Source organism: Streptomyces sp. NPDC102462, from assembly GCF_044765425.1.
Classification (GTDB): domain Bacteria; phylum Actinomycetota; class Actinomycetes; order Streptomycetales; family Streptomycetaceae; genus Streptomyces.
The window spans coordinates 106,170-120,188 of the sequence record NZ_JBIWKB010000013.1 but is presented as its reverse complement, the minus strand read 5'-3'; the positions used below and the strand labels follow the sequence as shown (position 1 = coordinate 120,188).

General features: G+C 72.3%; 12 protein-coding genes. 6 read left to right on the top strand and 6 right to left on the bottom strand.

The features are described from left to right. Nucleotides 1-71 precede the first annotated feature (71 nt). Nucleotides 72-791: an SDR family oxidoreductase gene (locus ACIRFL_RS14375; protein ID WP_404027895.1), complete on the bottom strand. Its 720-nt coding sequence runs from the start codon at nt 789-791 to the stop codon at nt 72-74. Between the two features lie 153 nt (nt 792-944). Here ACIRFL_RS14375 and ACIRFL_RS14370 point away from each other — a divergent pair, with 153 nt between their 5' ends. Further along, the gene (locus ACIRFL_RS14370; protein WP_404027892.1) at nt 945-1,760 is read left to right on the top strand and encodes a LysR family transcriptional regulator; all 816 of its coding nucleotides are present in this window, start codon (nt 945-947) and stop codon (nt 1,758-1,760) included. Nucleotides 1,761-1,854: 94 nt separating this feature from the next. Here ACIRFL_RS14370 and fdhD read toward each other — a convergent pair whose 3' ends face one another. The 5 genes from fdhD to ACIRFL_RS14345 are packed head-to-tail and all read right to left on the bottom strand — an operon-like array spanning nt 1,855 to nt 8,372. Continuing rightward, the gene (gene fdhD, locus ACIRFL_RS14365) at nt 1,855-2,742 is read right to left on the bottom strand and encodes a formate dehydrogenase accessory sulfurtransferase FdhD (RefSeq protein ID WP_404027889.1); all 888 of its coding nucleotides are present in this window, start codon (nt 2,740-2,742) and stop codon (nt 1,855-1,857) included. Between the two features lie 8 nt (nt 2,743-2,750). After that, complete coding sequence (locus tag ACIRFL_RS14360) at nt 2,751-3,611, bottom strand: 2Fe-2S iron-sulfur cluster-binding protein (RefSeq protein ID WP_404027886.1); 861 nt, start codon at nt 3,609-3,611, stop codon at nt 2,751-2,753. After that, the gene (locus ACIRFL_RS14355) at nt 3,608-5,440 is read right to left on the bottom strand and encodes an NADH-ubiquinone oxidoreductase-F iron-sulfur binding region domain-containing protein (protein WP_404027884.1); all 1,833 of its coding nucleotides are present in this window, start codon (nt 5,438-5,440) and stop codon (nt 3,608-3,610) included. Before ACIRFL_RS14355 ends, ACIRFL_RS14360 begins: the two co-directional genes overlap by 4 nt. Before the next feature lie 44 nt (nt 5,441-5,484). Beyond that, nucleotides 5,485-7,404, bottom strand: coding sequence for a molybdopterin oxidoreductase family protein (locus tag ACIRFL_RS14350; RefSeq protein ID WP_404027881.1), 1,920 nt, complete (start codon nt 7,402-7,404; stop codon nt 5,485-5,487). After that, a complete protein-coding gene (locus ACIRFL_RS14345; protein ID WP_404027878.1) occupies nt 7,401-8,372 on the bottom strand; it encodes a 2-dehydropantoate 2-reductase in 972 nt (323 codons plus the stop codon). Before ACIRFL_RS14345 ends, ACIRFL_RS14350 begins: the two co-directional genes overlap by 4 nt. Before the next feature lie 244 nt (nt 8,373-8,616). On the opposite strand from ACIRFL_RS14345, the gene ACIRFL_RS14340 reads away from it, so the two are divergent. The 5 genes from ACIRFL_RS14340 (at nt 8,617) to ACIRFL_RS14320 (ending at nt 13,954) form a co-directional block, all read left to right on the top strand. Further along, nucleotides 8,617-9,951 carry an OFA family MFS transporter gene (locus ACIRFL_RS14340; protein ID WP_404027875.1) on the top strand — a complete coding sequence of 445 codons (1,335 nt, stop codon included), beginning with the start codon at nt 8,617-8,619 and terminating at the stop codon, nt 9,949-9,951. Continuing rightward, nucleotides 9,926-10,054, top strand: a complete 129-nt coding sequence (locus ACIRFL_RS14335) for a hypothetical protein (protein WP_351740054.1) — start codon at nt 9,926-9,928, stop codon at nt 10,052-10,054. Before ACIRFL_RS14340 ends, ACIRFL_RS14335 begins: the two co-directional genes overlap by 26 nt. Before the next feature lie 137 nt (nt 10,055-10,191). Then, the gene (locus ACIRFL_RS14330) at nt 10,192-11,139 is read left to right on the top strand and encodes a beta-ketoacyl-ACP synthase III (RefSeq protein WP_404027871.1); all 948 of its coding nucleotides are present in this window, start codon (nt 10,192-10,194) and stop codon (nt 11,137-11,139) included. A gap of 174 nt (nt 11,140-11,313) precedes the next feature. Continuing rightward, nucleotides 11,314-11,991 (top strand): GntR family transcriptional regulator, encoded by a 678-nt coding sequence (locus ACIRFL_RS14325; RefSeq protein WP_404027868.1) that lies wholly within the window; start codon nt 11,314-11,316, stop codon nt 11,989-11,991. A 781-nt stretch (nt 11,992-12,772) separates the two neighbouring features. Continuing rightward, complete coding sequence (locus tag ACIRFL_RS14320; protein ID WP_404027865.1) at nt 12,773-13,954, top strand: ROK family protein; 1,182 nt, start codon at nt 12,773-12,775, stop codon at nt 13,952-13,954. Nucleotides 13,955-14,019 lie beyond the last annotated feature (65 nt).

The window sequence follows — 14,019 nt, the reverse complement described above, 5'->3', positions numbered from 1 at the left end:
AGTTCCCCGCGCCCCTTTGGGGCGTCGTGGTTGGGCGCGCCGTTCGTCGCGCCCCTTTGGGGTGCTGGGGGTCAGACCAGGAGGCCGCCGCCGTCCACCGTGACCACCGAGCCGGTGCTGTAGCCGCCGCGCATCAGGTACAGGTATGCCTCGGCCACGTCCTGCGGGGTGCCCGCCCGGCCCACGGGCAGCGTGGCGGCGCTCGACTCGAACAGCCCGGCGCGGTCCTCCTCGGACATCTCCCGCCACAGGTCGGTGCGCACCACGCCCGGGGAGACCGCGTTCACCCGGAGCGGGGCAAGCTCCAGGGCAAGCGCCCGGGTCAGCGACTCCATCGCGCCGCACAGGCTCGCCGCGACACTGGTGCCCGGCAGCGGCCGGCGGCCCGCCGTCCCGGTGGTCAGCACCACGGAACCGCCCTCGCGGATCACGGGCGCCGCGTACTTGACGGCCGCGTACGCGCCCCACAGCCGGGTGTCGAGGAACCGCCTGGCCTGGGCCAGGTCCGACTCCGCGACGCTCGCCATGAGCAGGGACTCCCCGGCCGTGTAGACCAGGTGGTCGAAGGCGCCGATCCGCTCGAAGAAGGCGCGCATCGCCGTCTCGTCCGTCGCGTCGAGCGGCTGTCCCTCGGCGCCGGCCGGCAGTCGCCGCAGGGCGGCGTCCACGCTCTCCTGCCGCCGGGAGGCGACCACGACGGCCGCCCCGTCCCGCACCGCGGTATCGGCGACCGCGAAGCCGATGCCCGACGTACCCCCGACGACCACGACCCGCTGTCCTCGCAGACTCATGCCCCTGTCCCTTTCCGCCGCGCTTCCGTTTCGTTCCCGTGCGGGTCCGACGGGCTCCAGCCTCCGCCCGCGGGCCCCTCGCCGTCCAAGACCTCTTCCGCGCGTGGCGATACTCTGAGGGCATCGCCACCGCGACGGCGGAAGGGGACGGCCATGGACCTCGACCTGCGGAAGGTCCGCTACTTCACGGCGGTCGCCGAACAACTGCACTTCGGGCGGGCGGCCGAGCGCCTGCACATCACCCAGCCCGTGCTGAGCCGCCAGATCCGGGCCCTGGAGAAGGATCTGGACGCCACCCTCTTCGAGCGGGACAGTCATGGTGTGACCCTCACCCCGGCGGGCCGCCAACTCCTCGACGACGCACGGCAGTTGCTGGCCGCCGCGGGTGCCACCCGGCGCCGGGTGCGGCGGGCGGCGCGCGGACCGCGGCGACTGGTCGTCGGCTTCCGGGCGGGCGTGGTGGTGACACCCGTGCTGCGCGCCTTCGGCGCCGCCCACCCCGATGTGGCGGTGCACGCCCGCCGCGTCGAATGGGACGACCAGGAACGACTGCTCCTGGACGGCACGGTCGACCTGGCCTATGTGCGCCGGCCGATCCACGAGCGGGGTCTCACCCTGCTGCCGCTGTTCACCGAGGACCGGGTGGCGATGCTGCCCGCGCAGCACCGGCTGGCCGGCAAGCGTGACCTCGCCCTCGCCGACCTGGCGGGGGAGCGGTGGCTGCGCTACGCCGACCCGCTCCCCGACGACGTGCCGATCCGCACCGTCGAGGAGAAGTTCGAGTGTGTGGCGGCGGGCACCGGCATCACCCTGGTGCCGGCGTCGGTCGCCGAGCACTACTCCCGGCCCGACATCGCGTATGTGCCCGTGCGCGACGCCGAGCCGGACCAGGTGTTCCTCGCCTGGGCGGCGAGCCAGCGCTCACCGCTGATCGCCGAGTTCGCCCGGACGGCGCGCGAGCGCGTCTGAGGCGAACGGGCGGCGGGGCACGGCGGGGCCCCTGCGGCGCAGGGGGCGCTCCCCGCCGGTCGGGGCCCCGCCGCCGTGTCGCGGGGAGACGGCGTCAGCCCTGGGCGGTCGCGGCCCGCAGGGCGACGCGGTCCTGCCCCGCGTACACGTTCATGGAGCTGCCCCGCAGGAAGCCCACCAGGGTCAGTCCCGTCTCGGCGGCCAGGTCCACCGCAAGCGACGACGGCGCCGAGACCGCGGCCAGCACCGGGATGCCCGCCATCACGGCCTTCTGCGCCAGCTCGAAGGAGGCACGGCCGGAGACCAGCAGGACCGAACGGGACAGCGGCAGGGAACCGCTCTGCAGCGCGCGGCCGACCAGCTTGTCGACCGCGTTGTGCCGGCCCACGTCCTCCCGTACGTCCAGCAACTCCCCGTCCTCGGCGAACAGGGCCGCCGCATGCAGCCCCCCGGTCCGGTCGAACACCCGCTGAGCGGCGCGCAGCCGGTCGGGGAGGCTCGCCAGCAGTTCGGGGTCCACCCGGACCGGGGGAGTGTCGGCTATCGGCCAGCGGGCCGTCGTACGCACCGCGTCCAGGCTGGCCTTGCCGCACAGCCCGCACGACGAGGTGGTGTACACGTTCCGTTCCAGCGTGATGTCGGGCAGTACGACGCCCGGCGCGGTCTTCACGTCCACCACGTTGTAGGTGTTCGAACCTCCCCCAAGTCCTCGGCTCCGCTCGGACAGGGAGGTGCCCCCATCTGCCGCGCCCGCGCAGTACACGATGTTCTGCAGGTCGGCGGCGCCGGCCAGGACGCCCTCGCTGACCAGGAACCCGGCGGCCAGCGCGAAGTCGTCGCCGGGTGTGCGCATGGTGATGGCGAGGGACTTGCCGTTGAGTCTGATCTCCAGCGGCTCCTCGGCGACGAGCGTGTCCGGCCGGCTCGTGACCGCCCCGTCGCGGATCCGGATCACCTTGCGTCGTTCCGTGACTCGTCCCATGTTTCCGATCAGCCCCGGTTCTGTACGTGCTGGTAGCCGAAACGGCCCTTGATACAGAGGTTGCCATGGGTCACCGGGTTGTCGTGCGGTGAGGTGACCTTCACGATCTCATTGTCCTGCACGTGCAGGGTCAGATTGCAGCCTACTCCGCAGTAGGCGCACACCGTCGTCGTCTCGGTCTGCGCCGACTCGTCCCAGGTGCCCGCCGCGCGCATGTCGAACTCCGACTTGAAGGACAGCGCCCCCGTCGGACACACCTCGATGCAGTTCCCGCAGTACACGCAGGCCGATTCGGTGAGCGGGGCGTCGTGCTCGACCGCGATCCGGGCGTCGAAGCCGCGCCCGGCGACCGAGATCGCGAAGGTGTTCTGCCACTGGTCGCCGCACGCGTCCACGCACTTGTAGCACAGGATGCACTTGTCGTAGTCGCGCACGTACAGCTCGTTGTCGATCTTCGGTTCCTCGTTCAGCCGGGCCGCGTCAGGGCCGAAGCGGTCCGGTTTCGCCTCGTACTCCTTGATCCACTCCGCGGCCCGCGCCGTGGTGGACAGATCGACCGAGGACGCGAGCAGTTCCAGCACGATCTTGCGGCTGTGCCGGGCGCGCTCGGTGTCCGTGTGCACCACCATGCCCGGCTCGGCCCTGCGCGAGCAGGCCGGCACCAGGGTGCGCGAGCCCTCGACCTCGACCACGCACACCCGGCAGGCGTTCTTGGGCCGCAGCGTGTCGCCCTGGCACAGGGTCGGGATGTCCTTGCCTGCGGCCCGGCAGGCGTCCAGGACGGTCGAGCCCTCCGGTACCCGCACCGGCGCGCCGTCGACGGTGAACTCCAGCAGCCTGCGGGGGATCCCCAGCGGTGTGACGGTCATTCGTACGCCCCCAGACGGTCGATGGCGGACTCCACGGCGTTCCACGCGGTCTGTCCCAGACCGCAGATCGAGGCGTCCCGCATCGCGCGGCCTACCTCGCGCAGCAGGGCGATGTCACCGGCGGCGTCGGCGCCCGTGCGTGCCACGATCCGGTGCAGTGCCTCCTCCTGCCGTACGGTCCCGACCCGGCACGGCACACACTGCCCGCAGGACTCGTCGCGGAAGAACTCGGCGATGCGCAGCAGCAGGCGGGGCAGCGGCACCGTGTCGTCGAAGGCCAGCACGACCCCGGAGCCGAGGGTGGTGCCCGCCTGACGGGTGCCCTCGAAGGTGAGCGGGATGCCGAGTTCGTCGGGCCGTACGAAGCCGCCCGCCGCCCCGCCGAGCAGCACCGCGCGCAGCCCGTCCCGCACCCCCGCGAGCGTCAGCAGTTCGCCGAGCGTCGCCCCGAACGGCAGCTCGTACACGCCGGGCCGCGCCACGCTTCCCGACACGCAGAACAGCTTCGGGCCGGTGGACGTGCCCGTGCCGATCGCCGCGTACGCCGGGGCGCCCATGGTCAGGATCGGCAGGACGTTGACCAGGGTCTCCACGTTGTTCTCGACGGTTGGCCTGCCGAACAGGCCCTTCTCCACCGGGAACGGCGGCTTGGAGCGCGGCTCGCCGCGAAAGCCCTCGATCGAGTTGAACAGGGCCGTCTCCTCGCCGCAGATGTACGCGCCCGCGCCCCGCCGGATCTCGATGTCGAAGGCGAAGCCCTGGCCGACGACGTCGTCGCCGAGGAAGCCGCGCGCACGGGCCTGGGCGACGGCGTGCTCCAGACGGGCTAGCGCGCGCGGGTACTCGCCGCGCAGATACAGGAAGCCGCGGGGCGCGCCGATCGCGTACGCGGCGATCGTCATCGCCTCGATCAGCGCGTACGGATCGCCCTCCATGAGCACCCGGTCCTTGAAGGTGCCCGGCTCGGACTCGTCCGCGTTGCACACCAGGTAGTGCGGCCGGTCGGGCTGGGACGCCGTGGCCTGCCACTTGCGGCCCGTCGGGAAGGCGGCGCCGCCGCGTCCGACCAGGCCGGAGTCGGCGACCTCGCGGATCACCCCGGCGGGCCCGAGCGCGAAGGCCCGGCGCAGCGCGGCGTAGCCGCCGTGGGCGCGGTAGTCGTCGAGGGATGCCGGGTCGACCACGCCGACGCGGCGCAGCAGGACCAGTGACGGGTCGCCCGCCTGCGGGACCGCGAGCGCGGCGGGCGGCTCCTCGGGCGCCGAGTCGGGGGCGGTCGCGGCGAGGACGGCGGCCGGCACGTTCGTGGGCGCCGACACCGCCGTACGCACCGGGTCACCGGCGCGGATCGCGAGGGCGGCCGGTGCCCGCTCGCACAGTCCGAGGCACGGGGAGCGCTCGACGCTCACCCCGCTGCCCGGCCCGAGCCCGGAGGCGATCCGCGCGCACATCTCCTCGGCGCCGGCGGCGGCGCAGGCCAGGTCGGTGCAGACGTGGAGCACGGTCGCCGGGCGGGGCCGCACGGAGAACAGGGCGTAGAAGGTGGCGACGCCGTACGCCTCGGCCGGCGGGACCGTCAGCCGCCGGCACAGATAGTCGAGGGCGCCGTCGCTGATCCAGCCGATCCGGTCGTTGATCGCGTGCAGCCCCGGCAACAGCAGGTCGCGGCGTTCACGGGCCGCGCGGCCGCCGCGCGCCCACCTCAGGTCCTCGGTCCTCATCTCGTCCCGGGCCGCGCCCTCCCAGGAGGACTGAGGAGGGCCGAGCAGGGCGTCGACGGCCGCCCGTTCCTCGTCCGTCGGCTTGCTGTCGCCGAAGTGCAGATCCACCAGGTCACCTCACTTGGACATGTCGCGTGGGTCGAGCGGTGCGGTCAGCCGACGGTCGTGGTGATCGGCAGCTTCTCGATGCGGATCGCCGACGCCTTGAACTCCGCCGTCCCCGCGATCGGGCAGTTGGCCTCGATCGTCAGCTGGTTGGTGTCGACCTCGTCGGGGAAGTGCATGGTCATGAACGCGAGCCCGGGGCGCAGGGCGGTGTCGATCCACACGGGTGCCACGACCGAGCCGCGCCGCGAGGTCACCCGGACCTCCTCGCCGGCCACGACCCCGTACCGCTCGGCGTCCTCCGGGCACAGCTCGACGTACTCGCCACGACGCAGCGGTGAGGCGAAACCACCGCTCTGCACACCGGTGTTGTACGAGTCGAGCCGCCGTCCGGTGGTGAGCCGGATCGGGTACTCCTCGTCGGTCAGGTCGACCGGCGGGTCGTGCCGGACGAGCCCGAAGGGCGCGAGCCGGCCCCGCTTCGCCGGGTCCGCCTCCCACAACCGGCCGTGCAGATAAGGCGGTTCGAGCAGGTCGGTGCTCCGGCACGGCCACTGGATGCCCTGGTGTTCGGTCAGCCGCTCGTACGTCATCCCGTAGTGGTCCGGCGAGAGGGACCGCAGCTCGTTCCAGACGGCCTCGGCGTCGGCGTACCTCCAGTGGTGGCCGAGCCGACCGGCCAGCTCGCAGAGGATGTCGATGTCCTCGCGCGCCTCACCGGGCGCGGTGACGGCTCGGCGCACCCGCTGCACCCGCCGCTCGCTGTTGGTGGTCGTGCCGTCGGTCTCCGCCCAGCCGGCGGTCGCGGGCAGCACCACGTCCGCCAGTTCGGCCGTCCGCGTCAGGAAGATGTCCTGCACGACCAGGAAGTCCAGCTCCTTCATCCGCCGTACGGCCTGCTCGCTGTCGGCCTCCGACTGGGCCGGGTTCTCGCCGATGCAGTAGACCGCCCGCAGCGTGCCCTCCTCCATCGCCTCGAACATCTCCGTCAGATTGAGCCCGTAGTGCGGCTGGATGACGGTGTCCCACGCCGACTCGAACTTCAGCCGGACGCCGGGGTCGAGGAGGTCCTGGAACCCCGGCAGCCGGTTGGGGATGGCCCCCATGTCGCCGCCGCCCTGCACGTTGTTCTGGCCGCGCAGCGGCTGCAGGCCCGAGCCGTAGCGGCCGACCTGGCCGGTGAGCAGGGACAGGTTGATCAGCGCCCGGACGTTGTCGGTGCCGTTGTGGTGCTCGGTGATGCCGAGGGTCCAGCACAGCTGGGCGCGCTCGGCGCGGGCGTAGGCGTGCGCCAACTCCCGTATCGCGCGGGCCGGTACGCCGGTCACCCGCTCCGCGAGCGACAGCGTCCAGGGCTCGACGAGCGCCCGGTACTCGTCGAAGCCGGAGGTCGCCCGCGCGATGAACGTCTCGTTGGCGAGCCCCGCGTGGATGATCTCGCGGCCGATCGCGTGCGCCATCGGGATGTCCGTGCCGACGTTGAGGCCGAGCCAGCTCTCCGCCCACTCGGCGGTCGAGGTGCGGCGCGGGTCGACCGCGTACATCCGGGCGCCGTTCCTGATGCCCTTCAGCACGTGCTGGAAGAAGATCGGGTGCGCGAAACGGGCGTTGGAGCCCCACATCACGATGACGTCGGTGTGCTCGATCTCCTCGTACGAGGACGTCCCGCCGCCCGAGCCGAACGCGGCCGACAGGCCGGCCACGCTCGGGGCGTGACAGGTGCGGTTGCACGAGTCGACGTTGTTGGTGCCCATCACCACGCGGGCGAACTTCTGTGCCACGTAGTTCATTTCGTTGGTCGCCCGGGCGCAGGAGAACATGCCGAAGGCGCCGTGGTTGCGCCGCAGCCCGCCGGCGGTGCGCTCCAGCGCCTCCTCCCAGCTCGCCCGCCGGAAGGGCTCGTCGCGCCGGTCGCGGACCAGCGGGTGGGTGAGCCGGGTGTAGGTCTTCGGTTGCCGTTTCCTCATGCGGCGCTCCTCAGCGCGAGCAGGTCCGAGATGGCGTGCACGGTGCGCAGGGTGGGCACCTGGACGCCGGTGATTGCCGCCAGTTCGACGACGGCGGCGAGCAGGACGTCGAGTTCCAGCGGCTTGCCGCGCTCCAGGTCCTGGAGCGTGGAGGTGCGGTGGTCGCCGACCCGCTCCGCGCCCGCGAGCCGCCGCTCGATGGAGACCCCGACCTCGCAGCCGAGGGATTCGGCGACCAGGAGGGTCTCGCGCATCATGGTCTCGATGACCCGGCGGGTGCCGCCGTGCAGGCACATCTGCCGCATCGTGGCCCGGGCCAGGGCGCTGATCGGGTTGAACGAGATGTTGCCGAGCAGCTTGAGCCAGATGTCGTTGCGCAGCTCGGGCTCGATGGGGCACTTCAGGCCGCCGGCCCGCATGGCCTCGCCGAAGTCCGTACAGCGCGCCGAGACGCTGCGGTCGGGTTCGCCGACCGAGAACCGGGTGCCTTCCAAGTGCCGTACCACGCCCGGGGCTTCGAGTTCGGTGGCGGCGTACACGACGCAGCCGACGGCCCGTTCGGGCGCGAGCACCGCACTGACCGCGCCGCCGGGGTCCACGCTCTCGACGCGGTGGCCGTCGTGCGGGCCGCCGTGGCGGTGGAAGTACCACCAGGGGATGCCGTTCTGGGCCGCCACCACGGCCGTCCGCTCGTGCAGCAGCGGTTCGATCAGCGGCCCGCACGCCGCGTACGCGTGGGCCTTCAGGCCCAGGAAGACATAGTCGACCGGGCCGACCTCGGCCGGGTCGTCGGTGGCGTGGGCGTGCGCGGTGAAGTCGCCGCGCGGGCTCAGCACCCGTACTCCGTGCTGCCTCATGGCCGCCAGATGCGGTCCACGGGCGATGAGATGCACATCGGCGCCGGCGCGGTGGAGCGCGGCACCGACGTAGGCGCCGATCGCACCGGCGCCGAGAACTGCGACTTTCACGGGGAACGCTCCGTTCGGTTTGAGGGATACCGCGGAGGTGGGGGAGAGGAGGCGTGCTGGTAAGTGCCGGGGAGCGATGGGGAGCGATGTGGACCGAATCTCGTCGACGAAATATTGTCTACAGTATGGGAAGAGGGTCGACAAGGGGCCCGGCGACCGTTCATCGCATGTCGCATACCGCTCATCGCATACGGTCGACCCGACGCCTTCTCAACCATCCCGCGCCTCCCTATCGTTCGCGATCATGAGTCCCCCACTCGCACCGCCGGGGTGGAGCCGCTGGCTCGTCCCGCCCGCCGCGCTCTCCGTCCACCTCTCCATCGGCCAGGCCTACGCCTGGAGCGTGTTCAAGCCGTCCCTGGAATCCGCGCTCCACCTCGACGGCACCCAGAGCGCGCTGCCCTTCCAGCTCGCGATCGTGATGCTCGGGCTGTCGGCCGCGTTCGGCGGCACCCTCGTCGAACGCAACGGACCGCGCTGGGCGATGACCGTGGCCCTCGGCTGCTTCTCCTCCGGCTTCCTGATCTCCGCACTCGGCGCGTGGAGCGAGCAGTACTGGCTGATCGTCCTCGGCTATGGCTTCGTCGGCGGCATCGGCCTGGGCATCGGCTACATCTCGCCCGTCTCCACCCTGATCAAGTGGTTCCCGGACCGGCCCGGCATGGCCACCGGCATCGCCATCATGGGCTTCGGCGGCGGCGCGCTGATCGCCTCACCCTGGTCGGCGCAGATGCTGGATTCCTTCGGCACCGGCCCCTCGGGAATCGCGCTCGCCTTCCTCGTGCACGGGCTGACCTACGCGGTGTTCATGGCACTCGGCGTGTTCCTCGTCCGGGTGCCCCGCGGCACCGACCGCGCCACGGCGGCCGGCGCGCCGAGCGCCGCCGAGGGCGTCCAGGTGTCGGCCCGCAGCGCCGTGCGCACCCCGCAGTTCTGGTGCCTGTGGGTCGTGCTGTGCACCAACGTGACCGCCGGCATCGGCATCCTGGAGAAGGCCGCGCCGATGATCACGGACTTCTTCGCGGATTCCAGCGCTCCCGTCACGGCGTCCGCCGCGGCCGGGTTCGTCGCGCTGCTGTCCGCGGCCAACATGGCGGGCCGCATCGGCTGGTCCTCCACCTCCGACCTGATCGGACGCAAGAACATCTACCGCGTCTACCTGGGCGTCGGCGCGCTGATGTATCTGACGATCGCCCTGTTCGGGGACTCCGCCAAACCGCTGTTCGTGGTGTGCGCGCTGGTGATCCTCTCCTTCTACGGCGGCGGATTCGCGACCGTCCCCGCCTATCTGAAGGACCTCTTCGGCACCTACCAGGTGGGCGCCATCCACGGCCGGCTGCTCACCGCCTGGTCCACCGCCGGAGTGCTCGGCCCGCTGATCGTCAACTGGATCGCCGACCGGCAGGAGGAGGCAGGCAAACACGGCTCGGCCCTGTACGGTCTGTCCTTCGCCATCATGATCGGGCTGCTGCTCGTCGGCTTCGTCGCCAACGAACTCGTCCGCCCCGTCCACGCCCGCCACCACGTGCCCGCGCCGCCGAAGGAGGCCGCCGATGTCCGGCGAGAGCAGTCCGCCTAGCCGCCGTGGCCTGATCGCCTTCGCCTGGGTGTGGGTGGGTGCGCCCCTCGGCTACGGGCTGTACGAACTGGTCCAGAAGGCCACGCAGTTGTTCACGGGATGATCGCCACGGCGTCCGCGGTCCTGACGGAAGCCGACAACGCGGGCGCCCGAATCCTGTGGCCTTACCTGCCGACGTACCCGCGAGTCACTGAACACACTGGTGAATCCCGCTGCCCGTGCCCACAAGGGGGATCCCAGATGAACGGCTCACGCATCGCCGCCGTCGGCCACTACCAGCCCGCCAAGGTGCTCACCAACGAGGACCTGGCGGGCCTGGTCGACACCAGTGACGAGTGGATCCGGTCCCGGGTGGGCATCAGGACCCGGCACATCGCCGGGCCCGAGGAACCCGTGGACGAACTCGCCGCGCAGGCCGCCGCCAAGGCGCTCGCCGCGGCCGGCCTCACCGCCGACGCCATCGACCTGGTCGTGGTCGCCACCTCCACCGCCGTCGACCGGTCCCCGAACACCGCCGCCCGGGTCGCCGCCCGGCTCGGCATTCCACGGCCCGCCGCCCTGGACCTCAACGTCGTGTGCGCCGGCTTCACCCATGCGCTGGCCACCGCCGACCACACCCTCCGCGCGGGCGCCGCGAGCCGGGCGCTGGTCATCGGCGCCGACAAGATGTCCGAGGTGACCGACTGGACCGACCGCAGCACCTGCGTCCTGGTCGGTGACGGGGCGGGGGCCGCGGTCGTCGAGGCGTGCGCGCCCGGCGAGGAACCCGGGATCGGGCCGGTGCTGTGGGGCTCGGTGCCGGAGATGGGGCACGCCGTGCGGATCGAGGGCACGCCGCCGCGGTTCGCCCAGGAGGGCCAGAGCGTCTACCGCTGGGCGACCACCCAGCTGCCGCCCCTGGCCCGCCGCGCCTGCGAGAAGGCCGGGCTCGCCCCCGAGGACCTGGCCGCGGTCGTGCTGCACCAGGCGAACCTGCGCATCATCGAACCCCTCGCGGAGAAGATCGGCGCGGTGCGAGCCGTGGTCGCCCGGGACGTCACCGAGTCCGGCAACACCTCCGCCGCCAGCATCCCGCTGGCCCTGTCCAAGCTCGTCGAGCGGGGCGAGGTGGGTGCCGGCGACCCGGTGCTGCTGTTCGGCTTCGGCGGCAACCTGTCGTACGCCGGGCAGGTCGTGCGGTGCCCGTGAGGCGTGCCGTGAGCCGGTGCGGGCGGTCACCGGCCGCGATGTGACGCGGTCGACCGCCGGTCCCTCTGGCATCGGTGCGCCGTAGACTGTAGACGAAAGACAATCGATACTGGGCTCGGAGCGCGCACGAGCCGTCGTCCGCCGTGCACGGCCCTGCCCAGGAGGGGGACCGCGATGTTGTCGACCGGACTGCCACAGGGGGCCGTGCCCAAGCTCGAACGGCCCGGCCCGCTGCGCGACCGGGTCTACGAGGCACTGCTCGAACTCATCACCACGCGCGCACTGCAGCCCGGCCAGCACCTCGTCGAGAGCGAACTCGCCGGGCATCTCGGGGTGTCCCGGCAGCCCGTGCGGGAGGCGTTGCAGCGGCTCAACACCGAGGGCTGGGTGGATCTGCGGCCGGCCCAGGGGGCGTTCGTGCACGAGCCGACCCAGGACGAGGCCGATCAGCTGCTCACCGTGCGGACGCTGCTGGAGGCGGAGGCGGCGCGGCTCGCCGCGGCGAACGCGGGCAGCGAGGGGATCGCGGCGCTCAAGGAGCTGTGCGCGCAGGGGGAGAAGGCCGTGGCCGCGGACGACGTGGACGGCGCGGTGGCGCTGAACGCGGCCTTCCACGCCAAGATCATGGAGCTGGCGGGCAACGCGGTCCTCGCGGAGCTGGCCGGGCAGGTCGACCGGCGGGTGCGGTGGTACTACACGCCGGTGGCCCGCCGGCGCGGCCGGCAGTCCTGGGTCGAGCACCGCGCCCTGATCGCGGCGGTGGCCGACCGCGACGAACAGCTCGCGACTCAACTGATGCGCGAACACACGGAACACACCCGCCACTCCTACCACGACCACCCGACCCCCTGACCACCGCGACGGCGCCTCGCGCGGGGGTCCGGGCGATGCGGGCTGCGGGTGGGGCCGGGTGTGTGCGGGGGCGCGTCCACGCAACGCCCTGAAGGGGCGCGGGGAACCGCGCGAGCAACGACGACGGCGCCGCGGCCGGGGGACGACCGGACACGGACGGCGGGTCCGCGCCCGCACCGGGTGCGGGTTGTGGGGTGGCTGCGCCCCGGGCGGGCGGGTTTGTCCGCTCGGTTGAGGGCGGGTTGGGCCTCCGGGGGCGGCGAGTCCCGCGTGCGCGTGCGGTGTGCGCCTGCCCCTTGACCGGGCAGGCAGGACTGTTCGGCCGGCCCGAGGCGGGGCCGGTGTGTGAGGCGGCGCGTTCCGTGTGCGGGCGCGCTGTGCCCGGGCGGGTGGCGGCCTGCCGCCTGCCGCCTGCCGGTCGCGCGGGCGAGGTGGGCTGGGGTGGCCTTGGCCGGTTGGGTCGGCGCTGTGGTGGGGCCCCGGCCGTACGTCGATGACGGCTCCTGGCGGCCGCTGGTCCCCGGCGCCGGCTGATCGGGCGAGGCCAGGCTTGTGGGTGCGGCCGGGGTGTGGGGTGTCTGTGGGTGGGGTGATTTTGTGGGGTTTCTTGAGGTTCATCATGGTTCTCTCGCCGGAGGCGGGGCGTCTTTGTCCTGTGAGAGGAGAAAGTTCGCAGGAATCCGTGCACAGCTTCTTCCCAGCTACGGCGGTGACTGCTACGTTCCCCTCGAAAGACACCACCGGATGGCCGAATTGAGGCGGGGAGGGGCACGTGAGACGCATGACCGCACGACCCGCGAACGCCCATCAGGCCAGGCTGCTCAAGCTGCTGCGCGACGGAGGACCCAACTCCCGAGCGCAGCTGGGTGACCAGATCGACCTCTCGCGGTCCAAGCTGGCCGTGGAGGTGGACCGACTCCTGGAGACCGGACTGGCGGTCGCCGACGGCCTCGCCGCCTCCCGCGGCGGACGCCGGTCCCACAACATCCGGCTCGCCCCGAACCTCCGGTTCCTCGGCGTCGACATCGGCGCGACCTCGGTCGACGTCGCCGTCACCAACGCCGAACTGGAGGTGCTGGGACACCTCAACCAGCCCATGGACGTACGCGAGGGCCCCGTCGCGGTCTTCGAGCAAGTCCTCGCCATGGCAGCGAAGTTGCGGGCCTCGGGGCTCGCGGAGGGCTTCGACGGCGCCGGCATCGGCGTCCCGGGACCCGTCCGCTTCCCCGAGGGCGTCCCGGTCGCACCGCCGATCATGCCGGGCTGGGACGGCTTCCCGGTACGGGAGGCGCTCAGCCAGGAACTCGGCTGCCCGGTCATGGTCGACAACGACGTGAACCTGATGGCGATGGGGGAGCGGCACGCGGGCGTCGCGCGTTCCGTGGGCGACTTCCTCTGCGTCAAGATCGGTACCGGCATCGGCTGCGGCATCGTCGCCGGCGGTGAGGTCCACCGCGGGGTGACGGGCAGCGCGGGCGACATCGGGCACATCCAGGCGGTGTCCGACGGCCGGCCGTGCGCGTGCGGCAACCGGGGCTGCCTGGAAGCCCACTTCAGCGGGGCCGCACTCGCCCGCGACGCACTGGAAGCGGCCCAACAGGGCCTGTCGGCGGAACTCGCGGCGCGGCTCGCGGCGAACGGCACCCTGACGGGTGTCGACGTCGCCGCCGCTGCCGCCGCGGGCGACGCCATCGCGCTCGGCCTGATCCGCGAGGGCGGCAACCACGTCGGTCAGGTCATCGCCGGACTCGTCTCCTTCTTCAACCCCGGCCTTGTGGTGATCGGCGGTGGGGTGACCGGCCTCGGCCACACCCTGCTCGCCGCGATCCGCACCCAGGTCTACCGCCAGTCACTGCCGCTGGCCACCGGCAACCTGCCCATCGTCCTTGGGGAGTTGGGTCAGAACGCCGGAGTCATCGGCGCGGCCCGCCTGATCAGCGACCACCTGTTCTCACCCGCGTAGCCGACTCCCGCACCACCCTCCTTCGCGCACCACCCTCCTGTCCGCACACCCTCTTCCGTGCACCA

Coding starts and splice junctions, on each gene's coding strand:
- ACIRFL_RS14330 (WP_404027871.1), top strand. CDS start 10,192: ATGAACGGCTCACGCATCGCCGCCGTCGGCCACTACCAGCCCGCCAAG.
- fdhD (WP_404027889.1), bottom strand. CDS start 2,742: ATGGGACGAGTCACGGAACGACGCAAGGTGATCCGGATCCGCGACGGG.
- ACIRFL_RS14375 (WP_404027895.1), bottom strand. CDS start 791: ATGAGTCTGCGAGGACAGCGGGTCGTGGTCGTCGGGGGTACGTCGGGC.
- ACIRFL_RS14340 (WP_404027875.1), top strand. CDS start 8,617: ATGAGTCCCCCACTCGCACCGCCGGGGTGGAGCCGCTGGCTCGTCCCG.
- ACIRFL_RS14370 (WP_404027892.1), top strand. CDS start 945: ATGGACCTCGACCTGCGGAAGGTCCGCTACTTCACGGCGGTCGCCGAA.
- ACIRFL_RS14320 (WP_404027865.1), top strand. CDS start 12,773: ATGACCGCACGACCCGCGAACGCCCATCAGGCCAGGCTGCTCAAGCTG.
- ACIRFL_RS14325 (WP_404027868.1), top strand. CDS start 11,314: ATGTTGTCGACCGGACTGCCACAGGGGGCCGTGCCCAAGCTCGAACGG.
- ACIRFL_RS14350 (WP_404027881.1), bottom strand. CDS start 7,404: ATGAGGAAACGGCAACCGAAGACCTACACCCGGCTCACCCACCCGCTG.
- ACIRFL_RS14360 (WP_404027886.1), bottom strand. CDS start 3,611: ATGACCGTCACACCGCTGGGGATCCCCCGCAGGCTGCTGGAGTTCACC.
- ACIRFL_RS14335 (WP_351740054.1), top strand. CDS start 9,926: ATGTCCGGCGAGAGCAGTCCGCCTAGCCGCCGTGGCCTGATCGCCTTC.